Source organism: Streptomyces sp. NPDC031365 (assembly GCF_055569765.1).
This window is the reverse complement of the sequence record NZ_JBVIIM010000006.1, coordinates 254,455-276,897: the sequence shown is the minus strand read 5'-3', so window position 1 is coordinate 276,897 and position 22,443 is coordinate 254,455. Positions and strand designations below refer to the sequence as shown.

The following is a 22,443-nucleotide window of genomic DNA, read 5'->3' as shown; positions in this document are numbered from 1 at the left end:
GACACCACGTGTCACGGGGGACAAGCGGAAAGTGTGCGGTGACGGGTTCAGCGGTGAAGCGGCTCCCGGATCGCCGAACGGAGCTGCTCCAGCAGCTGATTGGCCTCTTGGACGCCGTCCGGTGATCCGAGGTCCGGGATGCTGCGGTACGGCAGGGGTTCGAGCGGTCCGTCCGTGAGGTGCGCGAGCCGGTCTCCGAAGAGCACCACGGCCCGGCCCGACGGGTTGCGCTTCGAATCCCAGACCATCCCCGTGGCTTCGGGGGCCTGGGCCCGGATCTCCCGCACCCAGCGTTGCGTGCCCGCGTAGTGTTCCGGCCCTTCGTTCTCCAGCAGGCGGTTGTCCTGGCAGACGGCGGCGAGGGCCGCTCCTGTGCGCAGCGAGACCAGTTTCAGCTCGCACCGGGTCCGCAACACGCTCAGGGACTTGCCCCGCGCCCACGCCCAGGGGATCAGCCGCACACTGGTCACCGGGTCGAAGTCGACCGAGCGCAGCAGGGTCTCGGCGAGAGCGGTCTCCGGTTCCGTCGCCGCGTACAGACAGGGGTACGGGTCCTCCGCCGTGCCGTGGAAGCGGCCGGGTGCGCGGTCGCGCGGATCGAACGGCTTGAACTCCTCGGGCGCGAACCGGGACGAGTGCCTGCGCCACAGCTGCGTACCGGTGGGCAGCACCTCCCAGTGCGGCTGGAAGCGGTACACGGAGGGCGACACGGTTTCGTCGAGCATCAGTCCCCCTCCACCAACGCGACGGCTGCGCCCACCAGCTCGCGGTCCGGCCGGACGCCGAGTAATGCCGCGGGCGGCCCGTCGCCCAGCCATGGATTGGTGCTCAGCCACCAGTCGGCTGCTCCCCACGGGTCCGCGTCGGCGAGCAGCACGCGGTTGACCTCCAGGACGACCTCGTAGGGTGCTCCGCCCCCGGGCTCGAACTGGAACTCCGGGTAGCGGTCGCCGAGGCCGGGGTCGGCGAGACGGATCAGCTCCGGTGGTGGCGCCGCACCGCTGCAGCGGGCGCGGACCTCTGTGGCGGAGAGGGCGGGCGCCTGGAGCAGCCTGCGCTCGGCGGCGGCGATGATGGCCGCGGTGTCCGGGGAGCGCGGCGGGTCGGCCGCGAGCCGGGCCAGCAGACGCTGCGTCCGCAGCACGACCGGCCGTCCGACGGGCACCGTGGCGGTGAGCCGGAAGGAGTCCACTGCCTCCCGGGCCGGATGGTCGAACGGCAGCGGCATCAGACAGACCCGTACGGCCTGAAAGGCCCGGCGCAGGGCCTTGGGATCGTCCGGCGGAGTGTCGGCGAGCCCTCGCAGGCGGGTGAGCAGCAGCTCGTACTGGGCGTCTGTCAGCCGGGCGCGGATGCTGTCGAGGTGTTCGTCGACGAGGCCGAGCACGTTCGCCCCGCCGTCCTCACCCTGGGTCATACGGTCTCCTCTCCCTGGCCGGGGTGGCCCTGGTGGATGAACGCGGCCCAGAGGGAGGGCCGTTGGAGATCGGGGCGGCCGATGTCCGACCGTGGTGTCTCGCTCAGACAGCCGGGATCCTTCCGGTCCGGGTCGAGCATCCACAGCTGCGCGGCCCGCAGGGCGTCGACGGGGCTGCGTCCGGCCCGCAGATGGTGGTGGAAGACCACCATCAGCAGGATCGACGCGCTGTCCTGGACGATCCACCGGGATCCCACGACATCACGTGCGCCGCCCGAGACGAACGCCGTGGTGAGAGTCAGGGCCTCGTCGTGATCACGGGTGCTCAGATCGGTCTCGCAGCCGCTCAGCACGATCAGCGGACCGTCCGGCCGCTCCTGTTCGGCGGGCCCCGGCCGGTCGAGGAGCCGGGTCACGGTGAGCCGGCCCTTCTCGTCGGCGTCGGTGGCGGCGAGGTGCAGGGCGGACTCCGTGGGCCGTACTCCCGCTCTGCCGTGCGTGGCCAGATGGACCATCGAGTGCTCCTGGGCGAGCAGGGCCAGCAGCTGGTCGGGGGTCCCCTCAGGCACCGAATCGGGCGGGAGGGTGCCGAAGTCGCCGTACAGCCGTGCACCCGGATAGAAGGCGTTGCGCAACTCCAGGACCTCCGGCTCGGCGTAGGCCAGATCGAGGCTCGGGTCGGCCACCAGGGCCGGGGCCGAGACCGGATCGCGCGGTGCGCGCTTCACCGTGCGCAGGAACTGGCTGCCGGAGGCCGCGTAACTGATCACCAGGGCCTGGCACAGGTAGTCGTACGGGGAGTCCTCGGGGAAACGGGCCGCGTGCCAGGGGACGATCCCGAGGCGGCCGCAGGGGACCAGGACGACCCGAGGGGTACGGTGGTCGGACGCGTCGCCCGGGAGGTGCTTCTCCAGCGCGGCGAGGACATGGACGAACACCTCGTACGCCCAGTCGCACAGGTCGGACAGTGCCGCTTCCCAGGCCCGCTGGGCGTCCCGTCGCGCCTGCTCGTCGAGGTGTTCCGCGGAGCGGGCGGCGTCCGCGTCCAGGTACCGCTCCAGCGGGGCGCCGGCCGCCAGGGAGAGCGGGGGGAGCGAGCCCACACCGATGCCGATCTCGGGCCCCACGGCCAGCACCATGCCGGGGGCCTCGCCGTCGCTGCCGGGGACCAGATAGATCAGTGCGTCGGCACCGGCCTCGCCCACACCGTCCGCCAGTTCGCGCAGGGTGGGGGTGCCGAGCAGCCCTCCCCGCTCCCGGTAACCGAGTGCCTCCAGAGCCTGCCGGCGCAGCGTACTGGGCAGCTCGGTGGGCAGCTCGGCGCTGTCGGCGGCGCCGGACTCCCGCCAGGCGGCGGCGAGGTCGTGGCAGCCGCGCTCCTCCAGCAGGTCCGGTACGGCCCGGGAGGTGGCGGCCGCCTGCAGCACCAGTGCCCTGCCCAGCTCCAGGGCGACGACCGCGTCGTCCACCCGCCCGTGCGCGGCCGCCCACAGAGCGGCCCGCACACCGAGGGAGGCGCCGTGGCGGGCGGTCGTCAGACGGTGTTCGGCGCCGTGCTGGAGGAGGACGTCGGCGGCGAGCGTGGCCAGGGATTCGTTCGCCGCGTCGGTCGCGGCGTCGGCGTCGGTTGCGGCGTCGGTGTTCCGCGCCCGGTGCCAGCGGGCGCGGTAGGACTCGGCGAGCGTCCACAGGGCCTCGGCGGCGACGCGCGGGGCCCTGCCCTGCCGGATGTGCTCGCGGAGCCGTTCCAGCGTGGTGATGGCGGCGTCGAGGTCCTCCGGGTCCTTGGTGAGGCTGTAACGGGTGCCGAGACGGTTCGCGGCGGAGTGCAACTGGTCGGCGGGGGCGTCCGCTGGTGGTACGACCCGTTCGGGGACGGCCGTCGGGTCGCCGGTGAGGTAGGAGCGCATGGCCGCGAGGTCGGGAATCATCGCGTCGAGCTCTTCCACCCCGAACGGGAGACTGCTGTTCGCGGCGGCCGTCCTGCCGTCCTCGAAGTCCGTGAGGCCGCTCAGGGCCAGCTCCTTGTCTATGGTGAACCGCCCGAGCGCGAGGCGGGCCATGGCGCGGGCGACGAGAGCCATGAAGCGGAAGTCGTGGTTCTCGGGTGTGGCGGCGACCAGACCCTCGGCCTTGGAGAGGAGGTCGCGGATCCGCTCCACGTCCTGGTCCTGATCGGCGGCACGGAGGTCGGTCATGAGGCTCATCGCGTCCGCCATGACCGCAAAGCCCTCGGCCATGGGGATCGAACGCTGCGACGTGCGCCGCATGTAGTCCGTGAGTGCCTGGGTGTGCGCGCGACCGGCCGCCTGGTCCTGAAGGGTGCCGCCGGCGCCGTCGCTCAAGTTGAGCAGCAGGGCCATCATCCCTGTGAGGGCGCCCTTGTCCGCCATGCCCTCCGGCAGCCCGTCCAGCCCTTCGATCAACCGCTTGAGCTGTTGATCGAGGGCGGCGGGGTCACCACCGCCGACATGGTTCACGAAGTCCACGGACGTGGTGTTGACGGCTTGCCACGCGGCGATGAGCCGGCGGAAGTCTTCGGGGCTCCGGGGCGTGGTCCGGGCATCGGTACCGGCACCGGTCTCGCCGGTACCGGCACCGGCGGGAGGGGTGGCGGACGGTGCCGCGCCCTTGGGCATGCGCGTCATCAGGTCCGTCATCATCTGCCGCATCTGATCGCTGCCCGGAAAACCGTGGTCGGGCAGGAAGGTCGTGAACAGGTCGGCGATCCCGTCGGCGGACGGCTGGGCGAAGAAGTCGCGTGTCTGTCGCAGCTTCCTCAGCGTCTCCGGCGGCAACGGGAGCTCGGCTGCTTCGGCCACCAACTCCCGCACCTCGGCCGTGAAGGAGGCCATCCCGCTCGGCCCCTCCCTCATGATCATGTCGAAGAAGGCGGTGGCGTCCGGCTCCGGCGAGAGCCCGCCCAGCATCTCCTGCAGCGGAATCATGTGCGTCAGCAGGAACAGCGCGGCCCACCGCCGGTCCTCGGTGGAGGCTGCGGCTCCGATCTTCGTCGCCGGGTCCCGTACGTCCCGCAGCAGTCCGTGCGCCCGCTCCCGGTCCTCGGGCGTCCCACCCCCGGCGGCATGACGTAAGGTGAGGACGCCCCCGAGCCACAGGGTCACCGAGCTGCGCAGCTGCGGGTCATGGTCCAACAGACGTTGGAGCTCGTCGAGTTCCGCGACCGACTCCTGATGAGCGCGAGAGAGCCGGCCACCCGTGTCCGGCTTCGGCAGCAATGCCTTCGCCCGCCCCATCGCCTCACCGGCCCAGGCCCGCACAGCCTGAACGCCTCCGCTCTCCCCTTCTTCCTCGTTCACCGGCACTCCTCGCGTCCCGAGCATCAAAACCCCTTACAGGTCTCCATGATGACGATGCGTCGGGCATGGTGACGCCCGATCGCAGATCTTTCCGGCCGACGCCCGATCAACACCCGGAACTCGCCCGGGATGTGCCCGGACCCGTGAGGGAGTGGTGTGCGCCGGTACGAGCGTGGAGTGCGCCGGGGGCGGACAGGCTCGGCCGGGACGATGCTCCCGGGGTCCCCAGATCCGCCCGCATCCCGCGCCGCAGCTCCCGCAGCTGGTCCCACAGCGCGTCGATCTCGCCCCTGGCGGCGTCGAGGGAGTCGTTCGGGCGGGGCGTGCCGTCGTCCAGGCGCCGGAGCCGACCGTAGAGGGTGCCGAGCGAATGAGTGACCTCACCGGCCAGGGCGAGCACGGGGTCGGGCAGCAGCATCTGGGCCTCGGCGTACACGTCCCGATGCAGATCTCTGGCTTCGGTGAGGCGCTGCCGGGCCGCGCGCGGGTCCTCCGCCCGGATCAGGGCGTGCAACTGGTCGGTGAGGGCGGCCAGATACTGCCGGGAAGCGGCGTTGAGAGTGATGTAACAAGCGCGCCGCTCCCCGGCTTCCTCGGCACGCGCCCGCGCCTGCTCGGCTCGCTCCTGCTCCCGGATCCGGCTGCGCTCGGCCGCCCGCTGGGTGAGCAGGGCCGACGACAGCGTCCCGATCACCCCGACGACCGCCACGATCAACGCACCTGTGCCGTTGACGTCCATCGCCCTCACCTCCGCATCGCCGTACACCTCCAGCGAACCGGTGCCGTACCCCTCTGAGGAACCCCACGACCGCGGACCGCCCGACCTTCGCCCGAGCCCCGCCCGAGTGGCACATGTCGTGAGGCGTGCCCGAAGTCAGCGGACATGCGAAAGCCCCGACTGTGCGCTGCGGGAGCACATACACATTGCATGTCCGTCGCGCGGCTGCCCGGGTGCGGGAGGTGAACTGGGGGAAGGCGTCTTCCCACACGGCGCGTACGGTGCGACCGAGGAGGGTGCGCAGCACCGGTCACAGCTGGAGGAGCAGGTCCTGGTTGGGGTAACGGGGCAGGTTGTCGTGCAGGCCCTCGTGCAGGACGGCACGGTACAGGCCCATGCGCTGGCGCGGCTTGCCCAGGTCGTATGAGGTCATCCCGGACCAGGTCCGCCATCGAGAGATCCCAGCGGCAGGCAGCCGTGGTCGAGGTGTTGGTGGTGGCACACGGAGGTGGGCACCTCCCCGGCCTCGAGCCGATCGGCGGGCCACTGTGCGAAGCCCGCGTGATCGAAGGGCTTCACGACAGCGTGGAAGTCGTCAGGTGGCGCGTGCCCTCTGAGGCAGGACCGGTGTGCGCTGCCGAATCAGCCATCGACGCGATGGTTTCGGACTGGAGACTCCACCTCGATCAACAGGCCGAGGGAAACACGCTGTTTTGGGCTGCCTTCAAGATCACCGGAGTTGTCTGAGGCCCACAGTCCGTACGCGGCGGTGCCCATCTGAACATCCACGGAACTGCTGTCTGAGCTGCTGACCCGGCGGAGCCTCCGGAGGCGAGCGAGTCGGCCAGCCGCATCCCCGGACAGCGCTGCTCGGTCAGGGTGACGCAGGCTAACCTGATGCTGTTCCCACGCCATGACCGCTTCCGCCTACCAGTTGCCCCCAGACGTCAGGAGTTCTCGGCTGTGCCACCCACTCTGTACCGCGACACTGGCTACACGCTCCGACACCTGATCGAGAACATCGAAGGCGGTCGTATCGGATTACCAGACATTCAACGCCCCTTCGTCTGGTCTGCGGCAAAGACCCGCGATCTCTTTGACTCGATGTATCGCGGCTACCCGATCGGCACCCTGATGTTTTGGGAGACCGGTGCTGAGGTGGGGACGCGGCAGATCGGGACGGAAGTCGGTGATCGGGCGCCGCAGTTGTTGGTCGTTGACGGGCAGCAGCGGCTCACGGCCTTGTTCGCTGTCCTCACCGGACACAAGATCGTCACTAAGTCCTTCGACGAGATCAACGTTCGCATCGCGTTCCACCCGGAAGACCAGATGTTCGAGGTCTCGGACGCGGCGATCGAGCGTAACGCCCACTTCATTCCGGACATCACCGCGCTCTGGGCGCAAGGTGGTTACAAGCCCACCGTCCGGCAGTTCTTCCAACGGCTCGAACAGGCCAGCGGCCAACCCCTGTCGGACGCTGCCAAGGATGAGCTCGAAGAACGGGTAGACAGGGTCCGGGACCTGCATGAGTTCCGCTTCCAGGTTGTGGAGCTGGGTGCCTCGGCCAGCGAGGAGCAGGTCGCCGACATCTTTGTGCGCATCAACTCCGAAGGGGTGAAGCTCAACCAGTCCGACTTCATCCTCACCCTGATGTCAGTGCATTGGGAGAAGGGCCGCCGCCAGCTCGAAGACTTCAGTCGTGGTGCGGTGGTCGCAGGACCCCCGGGTCCAAGCCCTCGAAACGCCTTCCTGGACCCCAGCCCGGACCAACTGCTGCGCGTAGCCGTCGCTGTTGCCTTCCGGCGCGCCCGGCTGCAGCACGTCTATAGCGTCCTGCGAGGAAAGGACCTCGAAACCGGCAAGGTCACCGCCGCTCGACGGCAGGAGCAGTTCGACCGGCTCGCCCAAGCACACACAAAGGTCCTGGACCTGGCCAGCTGGCATGAGTTCTTCCAGTGCGTCACGGCGGCCGGCTTTCGCAGTCGCAAGATGATCACCTCCGACAACGCCCTGCTGTACAGCTACGCGATCTGGCTGATCGGACGCCACGACTTCGGTCTGGCGGCCGATGAACTCCGTCCCACGATCGGACGGTGGTTCTTCATGGCGCACACCACCGGTCGGTACTCCAACTCGCCGGAGTCCCAGATGGAGTTCGACCTGGGACGGATCGGTAATCTGCCGCCAGGTGACGGCCGAGCCTTCACCGCGGAACTCGACCGGATCATCGCAGCGAACTTCACCGGCGACTACTGGGACATCTCACTGCCGAACCGGCTGGACACATCCTCGCCGCGTTCACCGGTGCTGTTCGCCTACCAGGCGGCGCTCAACATCCTTGACGCCGAAATGCTCTTTGGCAACCAGCGAATCCGTGATCTGCTGGACCCTTCAGTCCAACCCGCCAAGGCTGTCGACCGGGACAACCTGTTCAACCGCAAGACGCTCGCCGGACTGGGTATCACCGACCGACGCCAAGTCAATGCCATCGCCAACATGGCCTACGTGACGTGGCCGGCAGACGAGCTGTCCAACACCGACGCACCGCATGATTACTGGCCGAGAATCACGGACGAGATGGACCCGGTGGTGCTCGAGCAGCAGGTGCGGTGGCACGCACTCCCGGTCGGCTGGCAGCAGCTCGACTATTTCACCTTCCTGGAACGGCGACGCCAGCTCATCGCCAAGGTGGTGCGGGAAGCGTTCGAGACCCTCACAGGGGAACGCCCCGCGTACGTCCCGACCACCCCGGCCGACATGATCGCCGCCGGCGAGTCCCAGGGCACCGAGTTCAAGGCCAGCGCTCGCTGGAACGTGCACACCCAGCAGGCCGACAAGTCCCTACGGCACAATATCGTCAAGGCCGTCTGCGGCTTCCTCAACGGCGAGGGCGGAAACCTGTTCATCGGTGTCGCCGACGACGGAACCGTCCTCGGCATCGAGAACGACCTCACCACGTTGGAGTCCCAGGCCAGCGTCGACGGGTATGAGCTCTTCGTACGCCAACTCCTCGACAGCAGCCTGTCGGCCCCGACAGCGACCACCGTCCGCGTACGCTTCCCCGAGATTTCCGGCAATGTCGTCTGCCAGATCAGCGTTGCTGCGGCAGGTAAGCCTGTGTTCGCCAAGCCCGCCAAGGGCGGCAACGGCGCCACCGACTTCTGGGTCCGGGTCGGCAACGCCACCAAGCAACTCCACGGCGATGACCTCCTGCGCTACCAGGCGGAGCACTGGGGATGAGTGTCCCTATGGCCGACCTTCCGACCGTAGGGGAGTAACCTCGGGCCTGTCCCTGGTTTGGACCACGGTCCGGTCGCTGCCGAGAGCCTTGGGAAATCGCTGCCCATCCCGCCCTGCCCGATCCGGCCGAGCAGTTCGTATCCGCCCAGCTCGCCAGGGTCGTCGGGGCTCAGGGGCGCGATGTGCACGAAGGGCCTCACAATCGGGCGGAACCGGTGTCCACGGCCACGCTAGACCACCACCCGGGCCCGCGGGAGGCCGGTCACCGTCCATTCCCCGGCAGACCGGGGCGCACACCCCTCTTCCGTGACACGGCCCGTGATGTCGGTGCCGCCCTCTACGGTGGAGATCGCCGATGCCGCCGGGGCGGTGGGGAGGGACGACAGGCGTGCGCAGGGTGCCACCGGAGATGTTCCGGTTCACGACGGGGGAGAAGGCCGACCTGTACGGGGCGGTGCTGGACGCCTTCGGGGTGGCCGGCGAGCACCTCGAAACCACGCTGGGGGCCGACGCGGTGCGCGAGCGACTGCGCCCGGTGGGCTGGGTGGCGGACGTCGACGACGGGGAACTGCACGACGCGCTCGCCCGGCTCGTGAAGTGGGAGCTCCTCGACGTCGTGCACAACCACGCGGAGAACTACCGCACGGCCGAGGAGTACGAGCGGCGCAACCTCCAGTACTCGCTGACCCGCCGGGGTGAGGCGGCCCTCGCCGGAGTGCGGCACGCGCTCGAGGTGCTGGCTTCCACGGGTGCGCTGCAGACCGCCGTACTGGAGGCCATCGCCGACCGGCTGGACGAGCTGTGCCTGCTGTCCGGCGAACCCGCCTCCGCCGACCGGCGGATCTTCAGCACGCTGCGCGAGCTGGAGGCACATCTGGAAGCCCTGGTGGAGAACACCAAGGCGTTCAACGGCGAACTGCAGCGCCTCCTGCGCGCCGAGGGCGCGGACCTGGAGGTCTTCCGCGAGGTCAAGGCCGCCACCGTCGCCTATCTGCAGGAGTTCCTGGTCAACCTCGACCGGCGCGGACAGTCGGTCGCCGCCGCCGTGGCCCGGGTGGAGGAGCGGGGGACCGCCGTGCTGCGCGAGCGCGCCCTGCGGGGGGCCGAACTCCCCCCGGTCGCCGGTGAGGACCCCGCGGCCGACTGGCTGGAGAGCAGGCGGGCGCGCTGGGCGGGCCTGCGGGCCTGGTTCCTGCCGGACGACGGGGCACGCCCCCGGATCGAGCAGCTGCACGACATCGCCCGGCGCGCCATCGTCTCGCTGCTGCAGGTCCTGGAGCGGATCAACGAGTCACGGCGCCGCTCCTCCAGCGCCGTACAGGACTTCCGGGAGCTGGCGCGCTGGTTCGCCGCCGCCCCGGCGGAGGAGGACCTGCACCGGCTGTGGTCGGCCGCCTTCGGACTCGGCCCGGCGCGCCACGCCCACCTCGCCCACCCGGACCCGGAGTTGATCCCGTCCTCCCGTTCCTGGTCCGAGGCCCCGCCCGTGGAGGTGTCGGCGCTGTTGCGGACCAGCGGACGGACGGAGCGCTTCACGCGCACGGCCAGGGTGCGGGACGTAGCGGCGGTCAGGGCCGAGCGCGCGGAGCGGGCCCGCGCGGAGCGGGCGGAACTCGCGCGTGCCTGGCAGGCGTTGGAGACGGACGGACCCGTGCGCCTGTCCTCCTTCGGCACCCTGGATCCCGCCGCCTTCGAGCGACTGCTCGACCTGGTGGGCCGGGCCCTGGCCGCCCGGCCGGACACGACCGGCTCGCGGCGCGCCACGACGGGGGACGGCCGGGTGGAGATCGCGCTGTCCCCACCTCCCGACGACCGCACCGCCGTACTGCGCACGACGAAGGGCACACTCGCCGGACCGGACTACCTCGTATTCATCACAGCGCCCGGCACAGCGAGCCCTCTCCCACGGCCGGGCGCCGCGCGGCGGGAGGCAGCCGGATGAGCACCCTCGCCAACCAACTCGCGGCAGCGGAGCGGGAGCAGGTCGCCCGCGCCATCCGTCTCCTGCTGGCCCGGCCCCTGCTGACCGAGGTCACCGACCCGGCCGGCTTCGAACTGGTACGCCGCCGTCGCGAGCCGCTGGCCCAGTGGTTCGACTACACCTGCGGCTGGAGCCTGGTGGTGGAACCGCGCCGCGGCTACGCCCGCCTCACCAAGGTCCGCGCCGACCCGGACGGCTCCCGGCCGGCCCGCCGGGCGCGTTCCGGCCGGGCCCCGTTCGACCGCCGGCGTTACGTGCTGCTGTGCGTGACCGCCGCCGAGCTGCTGTCCATGCCGATGACGACCATCGGCATGCTCGCCGACCGGGTCGTGCAGGCCACGTCGGCCGACCGGGCGCTGGCCGCGTTCGACCCGGTGCACAAGCCGGAGCGGATGGCGTTCGTCGACGTCCTGAAACTGCTGGAGTCCTACGACGTGCTGCGCGCCGTCGACGGGACCACCGAGGCGTACGTCGAGTCCGCCGAGGCGAAGGTCCTCTACCGGGTGGACACCACACTGCTGATGCGGCTGCCCGCCGCGCCCGTCGGCGCCTCCCGGCTCGCCGTACCCCCGGACGAGGTGCCCGCGCGGTTCGGGGAACTCCTCGCCGGTCTGGTGCGCGAGCGCCGTTACGGCGGCGTGGTCGCCGACGGCACGGCGGACGAGGTGCACGGCGAGCGGGCCGCCACGGACGCGCAACGCAACCTGAGGCTGCGCCACTCGGTGCTGCGCCGCCTCTTCGACGACCCCGTGCTGTACCGGACGGACCTCACCGACGACGAGCTGGCGTACGTCACCTCCCTGACCGGACGCCAGATCCTGCGCCGCTCGGTCGAGCAGGCCGGCTTCCTCCTGGAGGAACGAGCCGAGGGCTTCCTGCTCGTGGACCCGGACGGCCTCGCCACCGATGTCCGCTTCCCCGACGACACGTCCACCGCCCGGGTCGCCGCGCTGCTCCTCCTGGAGCCGCTGTGCGCCGCGCCCAGCGGACTGCTGCCCGAGCAGGTCGCCGAGGCCGGCGCGGACCTGTTGCGCCGCTTCCCGCGGTGGGCCAGGGCGTACCAGTCCGAGGACGGTGCGGCTCAGCTGTCCGACGACGCCGTACGCGTACTGCGTGACGTCGGCCTGGCCCACCGTACCGGGGGGCGTGTCGTCGCGTGCCCTGCCGCATACCGCTACCGCCTGACGGAGACGACGAGCCCGAACCGGGACGACAAGCCCGAACCGGGAGGGGACGCCGCCTCCCCCCGGGCCGCAGGCGGCACGGCTGCCGAGGGCGACGCGGAAGAAGGAGACGAGCAGTGAGCGTGACAGAGCTTCCCTTCCCCCGGCGGTCGGAGCCCACCGAATCGGCTCCGGCAGGGGCCGCCCGAGCGGCGGACGCCGCCGGCAGCCGCTGGCAGCCCCACCGCGCCGGCATCCTCAACGTCTGGCGCTACTACGACGAGACGTTCACCTTCCACCAGGGCCGCCTGCTGCTCCGCGGCCAGAACGGCTCCGGCAAGTCCAAGGCCCTGGAACTACTGCTGCCGTTCCTCTTCGACGCCAGTCTCCGCCCCAACCGCCTGTCCACGTTCGGCGGTTCGGAACGCACCATGCACTGGAACCTGCTGGGCGAGGGCGCCTCCGGCAAGACCCGCGTCGGCTACGTGTGGATGGAGTTCCGCCGCGTCGGTGACGACGGCACCGAGCGGTGGTTCGGCTGCGGGGCACGCCTGCAGGCCAGCGTGCACACCAGCACGGTGCACGCCGACTACTTCACCACCGGCTCCAGAATCGCCCACCCTGGCGGTGTGCTCCTCGTCAACGACGCGGGACAGCCACTGACCCGCGCCGCCCTCGCCGAAGCCCTGCGCGACCGAGGCGACGTCCATGCCTCGGCCACCGACTATCGCACGGCCGTACGGCGTGAACTCTTCGCGGGGATGGGGGAGCAACGCTACGAGTCGCTGCTGTCCGCGCTGCTCCAGCTGCGTCAGCCCAAACTGTCGGAGCGGCTCGACCCGTCCCTGCTCTCCACCCTGCTGTCCCGTGCCCTGCCCCCGCTGGGCGAGGCGGAGATCGCCGAACTCGCCGAGGGCTTCGAGCGGCTCGACCGGCAGCGCGAACACCTCAAGCGGCTGGACGACGAGGTGACGGCCGCCGAGACCGTCGCGTCCCGGCAGCGTGCCTACGCGCGGCGGGTCCTGCGCGCGGGTTCCGCCGCGCTCATCTCGGCCACGACCGAGCTGGACAACCTCACCCGCGTCGCCCGCCAGAGCGCCGAGGAACTCGAACAGGCGCTGGCGGAACGCCGGTCGACCCAGGCCCGGCGCAGGGAACTGGAGTTGCGCGCGCACGCGCTGGACGAGACCGTCGAGGGCCTGCGAGAGAGTGACGCGTACCGGCAGGGCGAGGAACTCGACCGGCTCCGCCGCCGCGTCGAAGACGTGGCAGCCGCCGCCGGGAGGCAGCGATCCGCCGCTCAGGCCGGTCAGGTCCGGTCGGAGGAGGACCAGCGGCACGCCGAGGAGGCGGCGGACCACGCCCGCACACTGGGCGAGCACGCGCGCGAAGCCGCCGGGGAAGCACACCGGGCGGCTCGGGCAGCAGGGCTGGAGTCCATCCACCACGAGGTGAGGACAGTCCTCGACGCGGCGGAGCCCGCGGTGGTTCTCCCCCGCACCCCGGGACGCGACCAGGGCGGCGTCCCGCGCACGACGGCCGGGAACGAAGCGCGACAGGCCCGTCGACTGGTGCGCGGTGCGGACACCGCCCGACGGCAGCAGGTCACCCTCGTCACCGAGGCGATCGACGAGCACGATCGCGCCGTACGCGACCGGGGTGCTGCCGAGGAACTGCTGGACGAGGCCCGCACCCGTCTCGCGGAGGCGATCGCCCGGCGGGACGAGGCCTCCGCCGCCTGGGACGACGCCCTCGCCGCACAGGTGGAACGCCTGCTCGCCTGGGCCGGGGACTGCACGGAACTACGCATCACCGACCTCGACCAACTTGCTGCCACAGCAGTGGCGGAGGCCGAGGTGACGGCCCTGACCGAAGCCGCCGCACGCCCGCTGGAACAGGAGATCGCCACGGCGGAGGCCACCACCCGGGCCGCACGCCAGGGTCTGCGGGACGAGCGGAGCCGACTGGAGGAGCGGCTACGACGGCTGAGCGGTGAAACCGACCTGCCGCCTGCGCCCCCGCCCACCCGCACCGCCGTCCGTACGGCGACGGCGGGAGCGCCCCTGTGGCGATCGGTCGCTTTCCGGGAAGGGGTCCCGCTCTCCGTTCAGTCCGCGGTGGAGGCCGCACTGGAGGCGTCGGGTCTCCTGGACGCCTGGGTCAGTCCCTACGACGGAATCACGCTGCCGGGTCACGACACGCGCGCCGAGGCCGCCCTGGCCGCGACCGCCCCGGAGCCCAGCCTGCTGGAAGTGCTGAGGCCCGAGGAGGACATCCCCGTCCCGGCCGACACCGTGACCCGCATCCTCGCAGGCATCGCCTACGGCCCCACTCTGCCGGGCGGGCACCCCGCGGCCGTCTCCGCCGACGGCGCCTGGCGTCTCGCGCTCGCCACCGGCACCTGGAGCAAACCGGAGCCGGCCCACATCGGCGCCCTGGCACGTCAGCGCGCCCGGCAGCGCATGATCGGCGAACTGACCGACCGTATCGGCGAGACGAACGCCTCCCTCGCCGCACTCGACGACCGGCTGCGCGGCCTCGCCGCTCGCCACGCCCGGCTGGACGCCGACCGCGCCGCCCGACCCGACCACCGGGAACTCGACGCCCGGCGGCGTGACCGGGACCGCGCGGAGGACACCGTGGCGGCCCGGGACGACGCCGTGCGCGACGTCGCCGGACGGCTGGCGCGGTGCGAGAGGGAGGTGGCGGTCGCTCTGCGCACACTCGACCGCCGAGCCGCCGAACACGGACTGCCCACCGACCGTGCCCGGTTGCGTACGCTCTCCGACGCCATCGACAGGTTCCGGGACACCGCCGACAGTTGGGTGGACGCCCGGCTCGCCGCGATCGCCGCCACCGACCGGGCCCGCCAGCGGGCCGCCCAGGCGGACCGATCGCGCCGGACCGCAGAGGAACGCGCCGAGGAAGCGGCCGCGACCGAAGCGGAGGCAACGGGGCTGAAAGCGCGCCTGGAGGCAGTGGAAGCCACCGTCGGCGCGGATTACCGGCAGATCGTCGCACGCCTCGCCGAGGCGCGCGCCGAGCTGCGCCGCTGCCGTGAGGAGGCCGGCCGGGCCGCCGAACTCCTGCTGCGCCTGGAAGGACAGGTCGGAGAACTGCGTGCCACCAGCGGCCAGGACGCCGAACGACGGGAACAGGCCGTCGCGACCAGGGACGCAGCGGCGCGCCGGTTCCGGCACCTGTGTCTGGCCGGGCTGGCCGAGGACGCCGGCATCCCACCGGCACTCGACGCCGGGGACGGCACCAAGGTCACCCTGGAGGCCGCCCGCGCCACAGCGGCGAAGTGGCCGGACCTCCCGCACGCCCCACGCAACCTGGGCGACGCCGCGACCCGCCTGTCCGAAGCGGTCCACGAGGCCCGCCAGCGCCTCGGTACCCGTGCCGACCTGGATCTGGAACCGGACGACGACATCCAGCTCTTCACCGCCACCCTGGACGGCGTACGCGTGGGGGCGACGGGCCTGCTCAGCACGCTCACCCAGGAGCGGGACCGCAGCCGGGACGACATCACGGCCGCCGAACGGCACCTGTTCGACCAGATCCTCACCGGCGACATCCGCCGCCACCTCGCGGCCCGCATCCGCCAGGCCGGCGAACTCGTCGACCGCATGAACGGGCACCTGGAGCGGGTCCGCACCGCCTCCAACGTCGCCGTCCAACTCGTCTGGGACGTCCGCCCGGACCTTCCGGACAGCACCCGCACCGCCCGTCAGCTGCTGCTCAAGGACCCCGGCCGGGTCACCGAGAGCGACCGGGAAGCGCTGCACGTCTTCTTCCGCGCCCGCATCGAGGAGGCCAAGGGCAGTGAGACGGCCGCGAGCTGGGAGGAACAGCTCGGTGCGGTGCTCGACTACACCGCCTGGCACCGCTTCACCGTCCGCCTCGACCGGGCGAACGGGACCGGCTGGCAGCCGCTGACCAAGAAGCTGCACGGCGCGCTCTCCGGCGGAGAGAAGGCCATCGCACTGCACCTGCCCCTCTTCGCCGCCGTCGCCGCCCACTACGAGGCCGTGCCCCTGGCACCCCGGCTGATCCTGCTGGACGAGGTCTTCGTCGGAGTCGACACGGTCAACCGCGGACAGGTCTTCGTGCTGCTCACCGCCCTCGACCTGGACCTCATGGTCACCTCGGACCACGAATGGTGCACCTACGGCGAACTGCCCGGCATCGCCGTCCACCAACTCCTCACCGGCGGGGACGACGACGCGGTCACCAGCGCCCGCTTCGTCTGGAACGGCGTCGACCTGGAGGTGGAATGACCAGCACCGAAGCGACGATCCCCACGGAACCGGCCCCGGGCGAGGCCACCCTGCGCCGCCCCGAACTCCGCCCCCTCTGGGACACGCTCCACAGCCGCCTCTCCTCCGGCCGCCCCGTCACACGGGTGCGCCTCGGACCGCTCGACGACACCCAGCGCGAGGCGCTCGCCGACCTCCTGGGCCTCGACCGTCTGCCGGACGCACGTCCCTCCGTCCCCCTGACCCGCCTGGAGGAGGCCGTCACCGAACTCTCCGGCCGCACAGTACGAGACATCGTCAGCGAACTGGTCGGCCCTCTCGGCGACAGAGCCGGCGAGCGGCGCCGCCAGAGGGACGAGCGGGCCGGGCTGTGGACCTGGCTGGCCGAGCACGAGACGGTGAGGGCCCAGCCTGCGCTCTCCGACTGGGCTGCCGCCTGCCGGGCAGCCGGCGTGGTCGCCGGCTCGGTGGAGCACACCCGTACGCTGCTCACGGACGCGCTCAAGGTGCTCGCCGAACTGCCCGGCCAGGCAGAACCCCTGCCCGTCTTCGCCGCCCGGGTCCTGGGCGGCCAGACGCACGCACTCGACGACGGCACGCCCCTGTCGGCACTCGTCCTGCGCGCCCTGGCGACCCTGTACGACACCGTCCCTCCGCAGTCCGCCGCGCAGCGGCGCGCCCTGTGGACCCGCGCGGGAGTCGCCGACGACGAGCTGTCCGCCACCGTCCTCGTCGGCGGTCTTCGCCCGGCCGGTGACGGACTGCTCGCCCGGGTGGCCACGGCGTGCGCGGAGGCCGGCCAGGCCGCCTGTCTGACCCTCGCCCACGTCCGGTATCCGGGCGAGTTCATCCTTTCCGAGGCTTCTGTACCCGTCGTCCACGTCGTGGAGAACCCCAGCGTCCTGGCACTGGCCCTACGCCGCTTCGGGCCCTGCTGCCCGCCGCTCGTCTGCACGTCCGGCTGGCCCAACAGCGCCGCCATCCAGTTCCTGCGCATGCTTGCGGAGCACGGCGCGGCTCTTCGCTACCACGGCGACTTCGACGGAGAGGGCGTCCGCATCGCCGCCTACGTCCTGGACAAGACGATGGCGCGTCCCTGGCGCATGACGGCAGCGGACTATCGTGCCGCGGTTGCCCTCAACCCACGCGGTCCTCAGCCGGGACGCATCACCGAAGCGCCCTGGGATCTCGACCTGGCCGAGGCCATGGCGGAGCACGGCGTCGCCGTGGTCGAGGAACTGGTGGCGGAAGTGTTGTTGAAAGATCTCGCTGGTGCGGCTCAGCAGCGGAGTCGCCCTGGCTGGTCGTGACGCTCCTTTGACGCTCGGGTGCCCGCGGCCGAAGAGCGTCACCCGGCGGCAGCGTGTGATCCGGGTTGCGGGACGTCCGGCTCCGCTCGTCCAGGCCGTAGGGCATGGCGGGTTGTTTGTCCGCCCGCGAGAGGGGCGTGCGTGACCGCCCGTGGGAGCCCGGCGGCCGGGGACGGGCTGTCGTCCACGTGGTCGAGGACCGTCCGTAGGGGACGGAAGTCATGGGGTCGGCCGGCTGCCACGGCTCCCACGGGGCGTCCGTTCGCGGTCGCCGGGGCGGAGAAGCCGAAACGGGCGATGTCGCCCTGCAGCGTCAGGGAGTCGGCGCCGGAGCAGTGACCGGCGATCTGCAGCATGACGCCGTACTGGCCGTCCACGACCAGGGCACCGCGGTGAGGGGCGTCCCGGCGCCGAGCATGTTCCTCGCGACTGCGGCGCCCTGCTGCTGGGCGTGGTTCCACTGCTCCACGCGCAGCCGTCGGCCAAGGACCGGGTCGGGATACAGGGCCACGTCCCCTGCCGCGAAGACGCGCGGATCGCTGGTCGTGCCCAGGGCGTCGACGAGTATGCCGTCACCCACGTCCAGGCCCGCCCGGGCGGCCGGCGGTGTCGGGCCGCATGCCGGCGGCGACCAGCACCGCCTGGACCGCCAGGTACGGCAGCGCCTCCACCCCGAACGCGGCGGTGAGCGCGGCGAAGAGGACCGCTGATATCGCCCACGCGCTGAGCACGTCGTTGTGCGGGTTCCACGGGCTCTTGCCCAGCCGGCCGAGCCGCTGCTCCTCCAGGTGCCAACCCGAGCGGGCGCTGCCGTACACCGATCGGCTGGCGGGGGTCAGGAACAGACAGGTGCACCAGAGGTAGTACCGGTCCACGCCCCGCCCCGGTGGGGAGAGGGACTTGTACGTGGCCCCGACCCGGGCCACCAAGCGCCTCTGCACCATCACCTCCAGCCCGCCTGACGGCTCGGCGCCCGCGTCGTCGCCTTGAATTCGGCCTCGCCGAACCGGGCGGTCACGTGACCCGGGCCAGGCCACTCGCGCGCAGTTGTCACCCGTGGCAGGGCAGCCGGAGTCGCGTTCACGACCAATCGAAACTTTCGAGAGTCGTGGACTCGCTTGCGTTCCGCCCCTCTCGTATCTCATTCCGTCGCTCGCAACGGTTCGCGTAAGGGGTGGCTTGACCTGCAAAGATGTGCCCGGCAAGGCCTCCTCTCGTGAAGGGAAGATTTCCGAAAGGTTGCCGAAAGTGTTGACAGGCCCATGGCGCTCTACGAAAACTGTGGCCATCGAACGACAGCAGACCGTCGTTCCCCTCGCGTCAGGTGACCGGGGACGCCGGTCGGTCGTTGCGGCACGACGAGGGGTGACCCCCGCCGTGTTCCATGCAAGGCCGCGGGCAGCAGAAGCCGCCCGGCCCCCACCAGCCTTCATCGGGAGGACGCATGCAGCAGGACGGCACGCAGCAGGACCAGATCAAGCAGAACCCCGCTCCCTTCAACGGCTTGAGCCGACGAGGCTTCCTCGGCGGCGCCGGCACCGTCGCCCTCGCTACCGCGACCGGACTGCTGCTGCCCGGCACCGCCCACGCCGCCACCACCATCACCACCAACCAGACCGGCTACGACGGCATGTACTACTCGTTCTGGACCGACGGCGGCGGCTCCGTCTCCATGACGCTCAACGGCGGCGGCAGCTACAGCACCCAGTGGACCAACTGCGGCAACTTCGTTGCCGGCAAGGGCTGGAACACCGGCGGACGCAGGACGGTCCGCTACAACGGCTACTTCAACCCGTCGGGCAACGGCTACGGCTGCCTCTACGGCTGGACCTCGAACCCGCTGGTGGAGTACTACATCGTCGACAACTGGGGAAGCTACCGGCCCACCGGCGAGTACCGGGGCACCGTCCACAGCGACGGCGGCACGTACGACATCTACAAGACGACGCGGTACAACGCCCCCTCCGTCGAGGGCACCCGCACCTTCGACCAGTACTGGAGCGTCCGGCAGTCGAAGGTGACCAGCGGCTCCGGCACCATCACCACCGGCAACCACTTCGACGCCTGGGCGCGCGCGGGCATGAACATGGGCCAGTTCAGGTACTACATGATCATGGCCACCGAGGGTTACCAGAGCAGCGGCAGTTCGAACATCACGGTCAGCGGCTGACCTCTGTCCGGCGAACAACCGGCTGCGGGCCCCATTCGCGAGGCGGGTCCCGCAGCCGTGGTGGTTGCGGACGACGGCTGGGTTCTGGGCAGCCTCGAGCTCCTGTCACCTCGGCGTCCCAGCCAGGGCGCGACCTCGGCAACGCGTTCGCGCGAACGTCATCGCGGCGGGCGAACCTCTGGCACGGGCGTCCCGCTGCACCCCGGCGGCGGCGCGATCTGCCGTCCCGGCCCCGGCTCCTCGGAACCGAGAGCATGGCCCGTCCGACGGCAGAACGCGGCTCGCCGGGGGCTTTTTGCGTTGGTCGCAGGGCTGTGGGTCAGACGGCCCGGCCTCGGTGGGCGAAGACCTTCAGGGTGAACTCCAGGCGTTCCACCGCCGCCCGCGCCGCCCGTACGGCCTCTTCGGGGGTGTCCGCCAGGGCGCGGGCGAAGGCCACCCGTGAGGCGGAGGAGGTCAGACCGCCCACCTCCGCTCCCGGCTCGGCGAGGAGGCGCACCTCCGTCACACCGGGCAGCGACCGGGCCTCGTCGAGGCGGCCGACGTGGTCCAGGACGCCAGTGACCTCCAGAGCCGCGAACCAGACGGCCGAGCAGCGCGCCGGACGGTCCTCGGCCAGCGTGGCGCGGATGCCTGGCACGACGCTCTCGCCCAGGGTCTGGCGGGCCGCGCAGTCGTCCACGTCGACGCCGGTCGCGTCCCGGACGAGCGCTGGGATCTCGTCGCCGCCCATGCGGACGTGCGTCTCGATCAGTCGGGGGCCCTTCTCGGTGAGGCAGATCTCGGAGTGGGTCGGGCCGAATTCCACGCCGAGGGCGTCGAGTACGGCGCCGACGTAGGCGTGGACCTCGTCGCGGACCTCGTCGGTGAGCTGTGCGGGTGTGACGTGCCCGAGTTCGACGAAGGAGGCCGGGTCGGAGAACTTCGCGGTGATCGCGACGACCTGGTGCTCACCCGCCTCCGAGACGGCCTCGACGCTGAACTGCGGCCCGTCGAGGAACTCCTCGACGAGGACGCCCGCGTGGACCAGGCCCTGGTAGCTGTCGTCGGCCCGGGTGAAGGCGTCGGCCAGTTCGCTCTCGCTGGTCACCTTCGTGACGCCGGCGCTACCGGAGTTGGAGAGGGGCTTCACCACGCAGGGCAGGCCGTACCGGCGGACGAAGGCGCGCAGTTCGTCGAGGTCGGCGACGCGGACGCCGACGGTGGAGTCCACGCCCGCCTCGCTCAGCCGTGCCCGCATGGCCTGCTTGTCGTGCACCAGGCGGACAGTGTCCGGGCTGTGCGCGGTGAGCCCCAGCGCCTCGGCGATGCGGGCGTAGTGGTTCTGGTTGCGCTCGCCGAAGGTGCCGATCCGGGTGAAGGGGTCCCGGGCGTGGACGGCCGCCGCCAGATCGACCCACTCCTGCTCGGGGGCGTCGTCGCGGAGCCCCAGGACGCGGGCGTTGACGCCGGGGGCGCGGACCCGGCCGACGGAGCCGAGACGGCAGAACACCGTGGTGCGGGCGCCCGGGTGGGCGGCGCGGATGCGGGCGGGGAAGTCGCGGCCGGTGCCGACGATCAGGACGTGCTCGGACAAGACGGCTTGTCCCTTCCGGGGGGAGGAGGACGGAGGACGGTGGCGGGCTCGAGGCGCCTCATTCCCAGCGGGTCTGCCGGTTCCACCACTCCATGGCGTCGGCGAGCCGGGACTCTACGGTGTCGGTGGTGTCGGCTTCGGCGAAGACACTGGCCGCCGCGTCGGCGGCGCTCTCCACGCCCTGGCAGTGTGCCCCGGCCTCGCGCATCAGGGTCAACTCCACCTCGGGGACCGGGCACGGCTCGGCCGGGGGGACGAAGACGCCGTGCCCGGGGGGCAGCAGGATGTGGCCGATGGCCCGCGACGGGGCGGCCGGCTGCGTGGTGAGGGTGAGGGGGAGCCCGCACTGCGCCCGGAGCCCTTCGCGTGCCAGGTGGACGCCGAAGGCCCGTATGTACTGGTCTCCGATCAGGGAACCCCCGGCGCGGCTGGCGATCTCGCACAGCACGGGGACGCCGTCCGGGCCGACCCACGCCTCCAGATGGAAGGCGAGGGGGTGCGGCGCCGGGGGCAGCGCGGCGACGACGTCGGCGGTCATGCGCTGGAGGGCGTGCGTGACGGCGTCGTCCGGGGCGAGCATGATGCTTCCGGCGTGGAGGTCCTCACGGACGCGTTCGGCGAGGCCGCCGGTGTAGCGGGCGGGCCAGGAGTGGACGATCCGGCCGTCCTGCATGATGCCGTCCACGTGGTGGAAGTCGCCGTGGGCGAGGCTCTCCACCATCCACTGGCCGGGCAGGTACGGCACCTCGGAGCCGCGTTCCCGCGTGAAGAAGGCGGTGATGTCCGCGGGCTCCCGCAGGAACGCCACTCCTTCGGCGCCCGCGCCGGCGCGCGGCTTGACGACGACGGGCAGGCCGTGGGCGTCGACGAAGTCGAGCAGGTCCCGCGGGCTGTCCACGGCGGCGAACTCCGGAACCCGTACGCCCGCGGCCCGTGCGAGCCCCTTCATGACCACCTTGTCGCGGTAGGCGGTCGCCGAGGCGACCGCCTGCCCGGGCAGGCCGAGCCGGGCCCGCAGCCGGGCGGCCCGCAGCACGTCGCTCTCGCTGGTGCTGGCCACCAGGTCCACCCCGTACTCGCGAGCGGCCGTCTCCGCTACCTCCTCGGTCGCCCAGCCGTGGTAGTCGTCGACCAGCCGGTGGCGGGGGAAGGACGCGGCCAGGATGTCCTCGGCGCCGTCGACCGCCTTGGGCGTGGTGATCAGGACGACGTTCTGGGGACGGTCGAGCCACTGCTGGAGCGGGCGGCCCGTGAGCGGCTGGCGCGAGAACAACAGAACGGTGGGCATG

At 71.5% G+C, this 22,443-nt stretch carries 16 protein-coding genes; 6 read left to right on the top strand and 10 right to left on the bottom strand.

The annotated features are described in order from the left end of the window. Window positions 1-47: 47 nt before the first annotated feature. From ACZ5C2_RS12970 to ACZ5C2_RS12950, 5 genes are all read right to left on the bottom strand, one after another. Window positions 48-725 (bottom strand): RES family NAD+ phosphorylase, encoded by a 678-nt coding sequence (locus ACZ5C2_RS12970; protein WP_468789518.1) that lies wholly within the window; start codon window positions 723-725, stop codon window positions 48-50. Next, window positions 725-1,417: a hypothetical protein gene (locus ACZ5C2_RS12965; protein ID WP_468789516.1), complete on the bottom strand. Its 693-nt coding sequence runs from the start codon at window positions 1,415-1,417 to the stop codon at window positions 725-727. The genes ACZ5C2_RS12970 and ACZ5C2_RS12965 overlap by 1 nt, the downstream gene beginning before the upstream one ends. After that, window positions 1,414-4,737, bottom strand: coding sequence for a CHAT domain-containing protein (locus ACZ5C2_RS12960; RefSeq protein ID WP_468789514.1), 3,324 nt, complete (start codon window positions 4,735-4,737; stop codon window positions 1,414-1,416). Before ACZ5C2_RS12960 ends, ACZ5C2_RS12965 begins: the two co-directional genes overlap by 4 nt. Window positions 4,738-4,843: 106 nt before the next feature. Further along, entirely contained in the window at window positions 4,844-5,476 is a 633-nt protein-coding gene (locus ACZ5C2_RS12955; protein WP_468789512.1) for a hypothetical protein, read from the bottom strand. 289 nt (window positions 5,477-5,765) lie between these two features. Continuing rightward, on the bottom strand, window positions 5,766-5,888 hold the full coding sequence (locus ACZ5C2_RS12950) for a hypothetical protein (protein ID WP_468789510.1): 123 nt from the start codon (window positions 5,886-5,888) through the stop codon (window positions 5,766-5,768). 530 nt (window positions 5,889-6,418) lie between these two features. Here ACZ5C2_RS12950 and ACZ5C2_RS12945 point away from each other — a divergent pair. From ACZ5C2_RS12945 to ACZ5C2_RS12925, 5 genes are all read left to right on the top strand, one after another. Beyond that, window positions 6,419-8,695 (top strand): GmrSD restriction endonuclease domain-containing protein, encoded by a 2,277-nt coding sequence (locus ACZ5C2_RS12945; RefSeq protein WP_468789508.1) that lies wholly within the window; start codon window positions 6,419-6,421, stop codon window positions 8,693-8,695. Between the two features lie 388 nt (window positions 8,696-9,083). Beyond that, window positions 9,084-10,637 (top strand): TIGR02677 family protein, encoded by a 1,554-nt coding sequence (locus tag ACZ5C2_RS12940; RefSeq protein WP_468789506.1) that lies wholly within the window; start codon window positions 9,084-9,086, stop codon window positions 10,635-10,637. Further along, window positions 10,634-11,980, top strand: coding sequence for a TIGR02678 family protein (locus ACZ5C2_RS12935; protein WP_468789504.1), 1,347 nt, complete (start codon window positions 10,634-10,636; stop codon window positions 11,978-11,980). The genes ACZ5C2_RS12940 and ACZ5C2_RS12935 overlap by 4 nt, the downstream gene beginning before the upstream one ends. Beyond that, a complete protein-coding gene (locus tag ACZ5C2_RS12930) occupies window positions 11,977-16,119 on the top strand; it encodes a TIGR02680 family protein (protein WP_468789502.1) in 4,143 nt (1,380 codons plus the stop codon). Before ACZ5C2_RS12935 ends, ACZ5C2_RS12930 begins: the two co-directional genes overlap by 4 nt. Then, window positions 16,116-17,408: a TIGR02679 family protein gene (locus tag ACZ5C2_RS12925; protein ID WP_468789500.1), complete on the top strand. Its 1,293-nt coding sequence runs from the start codon at window positions 16,116-16,118 to the stop codon at window positions 17,406-17,408. Before ACZ5C2_RS12930 ends, ACZ5C2_RS12925 begins: the two co-directional genes overlap by 4 nt. A gap of 38 nt (window positions 17,409-17,446) precedes the next feature. On the opposite strand, the gene ACZ5C2_RS12920 is transcribed toward ACZ5C2_RS12925, so the two are convergent. The 3 genes from ACZ5C2_RS12920 to ACZ5C2_RS12910 are packed head-to-tail and all read right to left on the bottom strand — an operon-like array spanning window position 17,447 to window position 18,352. Continuing rightward, entirely contained in the window at window positions 17,447-17,764 is a 318-nt protein-coding gene (locus ACZ5C2_RS12920) for an oxidoreductase C-terminal domain-containing protein (protein WP_468789498.1), read from the bottom strand. Beyond that, the gene (locus ACZ5C2_RS12915; protein ID WP_468789496.1) at window positions 17,722-17,988 is read right to left on the bottom strand and encodes an FAD-dependent oxidoreductase; all 267 of its coding nucleotides are present in this window, start codon (window positions 17,986-17,988) and stop codon (window positions 17,722-17,724) included. The genes ACZ5C2_RS12920 and ACZ5C2_RS12915 overlap by 43 nt, the downstream gene beginning before the upstream one ends. Then, window positions 17,981-18,352, bottom strand: a complete 372-nt coding sequence (locus tag ACZ5C2_RS12910) for a hypothetical protein (protein WP_468789494.1) — start codon at window positions 18,350-18,352, stop codon at window positions 17,981-17,983. Before ACZ5C2_RS12910 ends, ACZ5C2_RS12915 begins: the two co-directional genes overlap by 8 nt. A gap of 500 nt (window positions 18,353-18,852) precedes the next feature. On the opposite strand from ACZ5C2_RS12910, the gene ACZ5C2_RS12905 reads away from it, so the two are divergent. Next, window positions 18,853-19,578: a glycoside hydrolase family 11 protein gene (locus ACZ5C2_RS12905; RefSeq protein ID WP_468789492.1), complete on the top strand. Its 726-nt coding sequence runs from the start codon at window positions 18,853-18,855 to the stop codon at window positions 19,576-19,578. Between the two features lie 319 nt (window positions 19,579-19,897). Here ACZ5C2_RS12905 and ACZ5C2_RS12900 read toward each other — a convergent pair whose 3' ends face one another. After that, window positions 19,898-21,154 (bottom strand): ATP-grasp domain-containing protein, encoded by a 1,257-nt coding sequence (locus ACZ5C2_RS12900; protein WP_468789490.1) that lies wholly within the window; start codon window positions 21,152-21,154, stop codon window positions 19,898-19,900. 58 nt (window positions 21,155-21,212) lie between these two features. After that, the gene (locus tag ACZ5C2_RS12895; RefSeq protein WP_468789488.1) at window positions 21,213-22,442 is read right to left on the bottom strand and encodes an ATP-grasp domain-containing protein; all 1,230 of its coding nucleotides are present in this window, start codon (window positions 22,440-22,442) and stop codon (window positions 21,213-21,215) included. Window position 22,443: the final 1 nt, after the last annotated feature.

What these genes read in the sequence shown, in the direction of transcription:
- ACZ5C2_RS12970 (WP_468789518.1), bottom strand. Translation starts at nt 725, where the DNA reads ATGCTCGACGAAACCGTGTCGCCCTCCGTGTACCGCTTCCAGCCGCAC.
- ACZ5C2_RS12965 (WP_468789516.1), bottom strand. Translation starts at nt 1,417, where the DNA reads ATGACCCAGGGTGAGGACGGCGGGGCGAACGTGCTCGGCCTCGTCGAC.
- ACZ5C2_RS12955 (WP_468789512.1), bottom strand. Translation starts at nt 5,476, where the DNA reads ATGGACGTCAACGGCACAGGTGCGTTGATCGTGGCGGTCGTCGGGGTG.
- ACZ5C2_RS12950 (WP_468789510.1), bottom strand. Translation starts at nt 5,888, where the DNA reads ATGACCTCATACGACCTGGGCAAGCCGCGCCAGCGCATGGGCCTGTAC.
- ACZ5C2_RS12935 (WP_468789504.1), top strand. Translation starts at nt 10,634, where the DNA reads ATGAGCACCCTCGCCAACCAACTCGCGGCAGCGGAGCGGGAGCAGGTC.
- ACZ5C2_RS12925 (WP_468789500.1), top strand. Translation starts at nt 16,116, where the DNA reads ATGACCAGCACCGAAGCGACGATCCCCACGGAACCGGCCCCGGGCGAG.
- ACZ5C2_RS12920 (WP_468789498.1), bottom strand. Translation starts at nt 17,764, where the DNA reads ATGCTGCAGATCGCCGGTCACTGCTCCGGCGCCGACTCCCTGACGCTG.
- ACZ5C2_RS12910 (WP_468789494.1), bottom strand. Translation starts at nt 18,352, where the DNA reads ATGGTGCAGAGGCGCTTGGTGGCCCGGGTCGGGGCCACGTACAAGTCC.
- ACZ5C2_RS12905 (WP_468789492.1), top strand. Translation starts at nt 18,853, where the DNA reads ATGCAGCAGGACGGCACGCAGCAGGACCAGATCAAGCAGAACCCCGCT.
- ACZ5C2_RS12895 (WP_468789488.1), bottom strand. Translation starts at nt 22,442, where the DNA reads ATGCCCACCGTTCTGTTGTTCTCGCGCCAGCCGCTCACGGGCCGCCCG.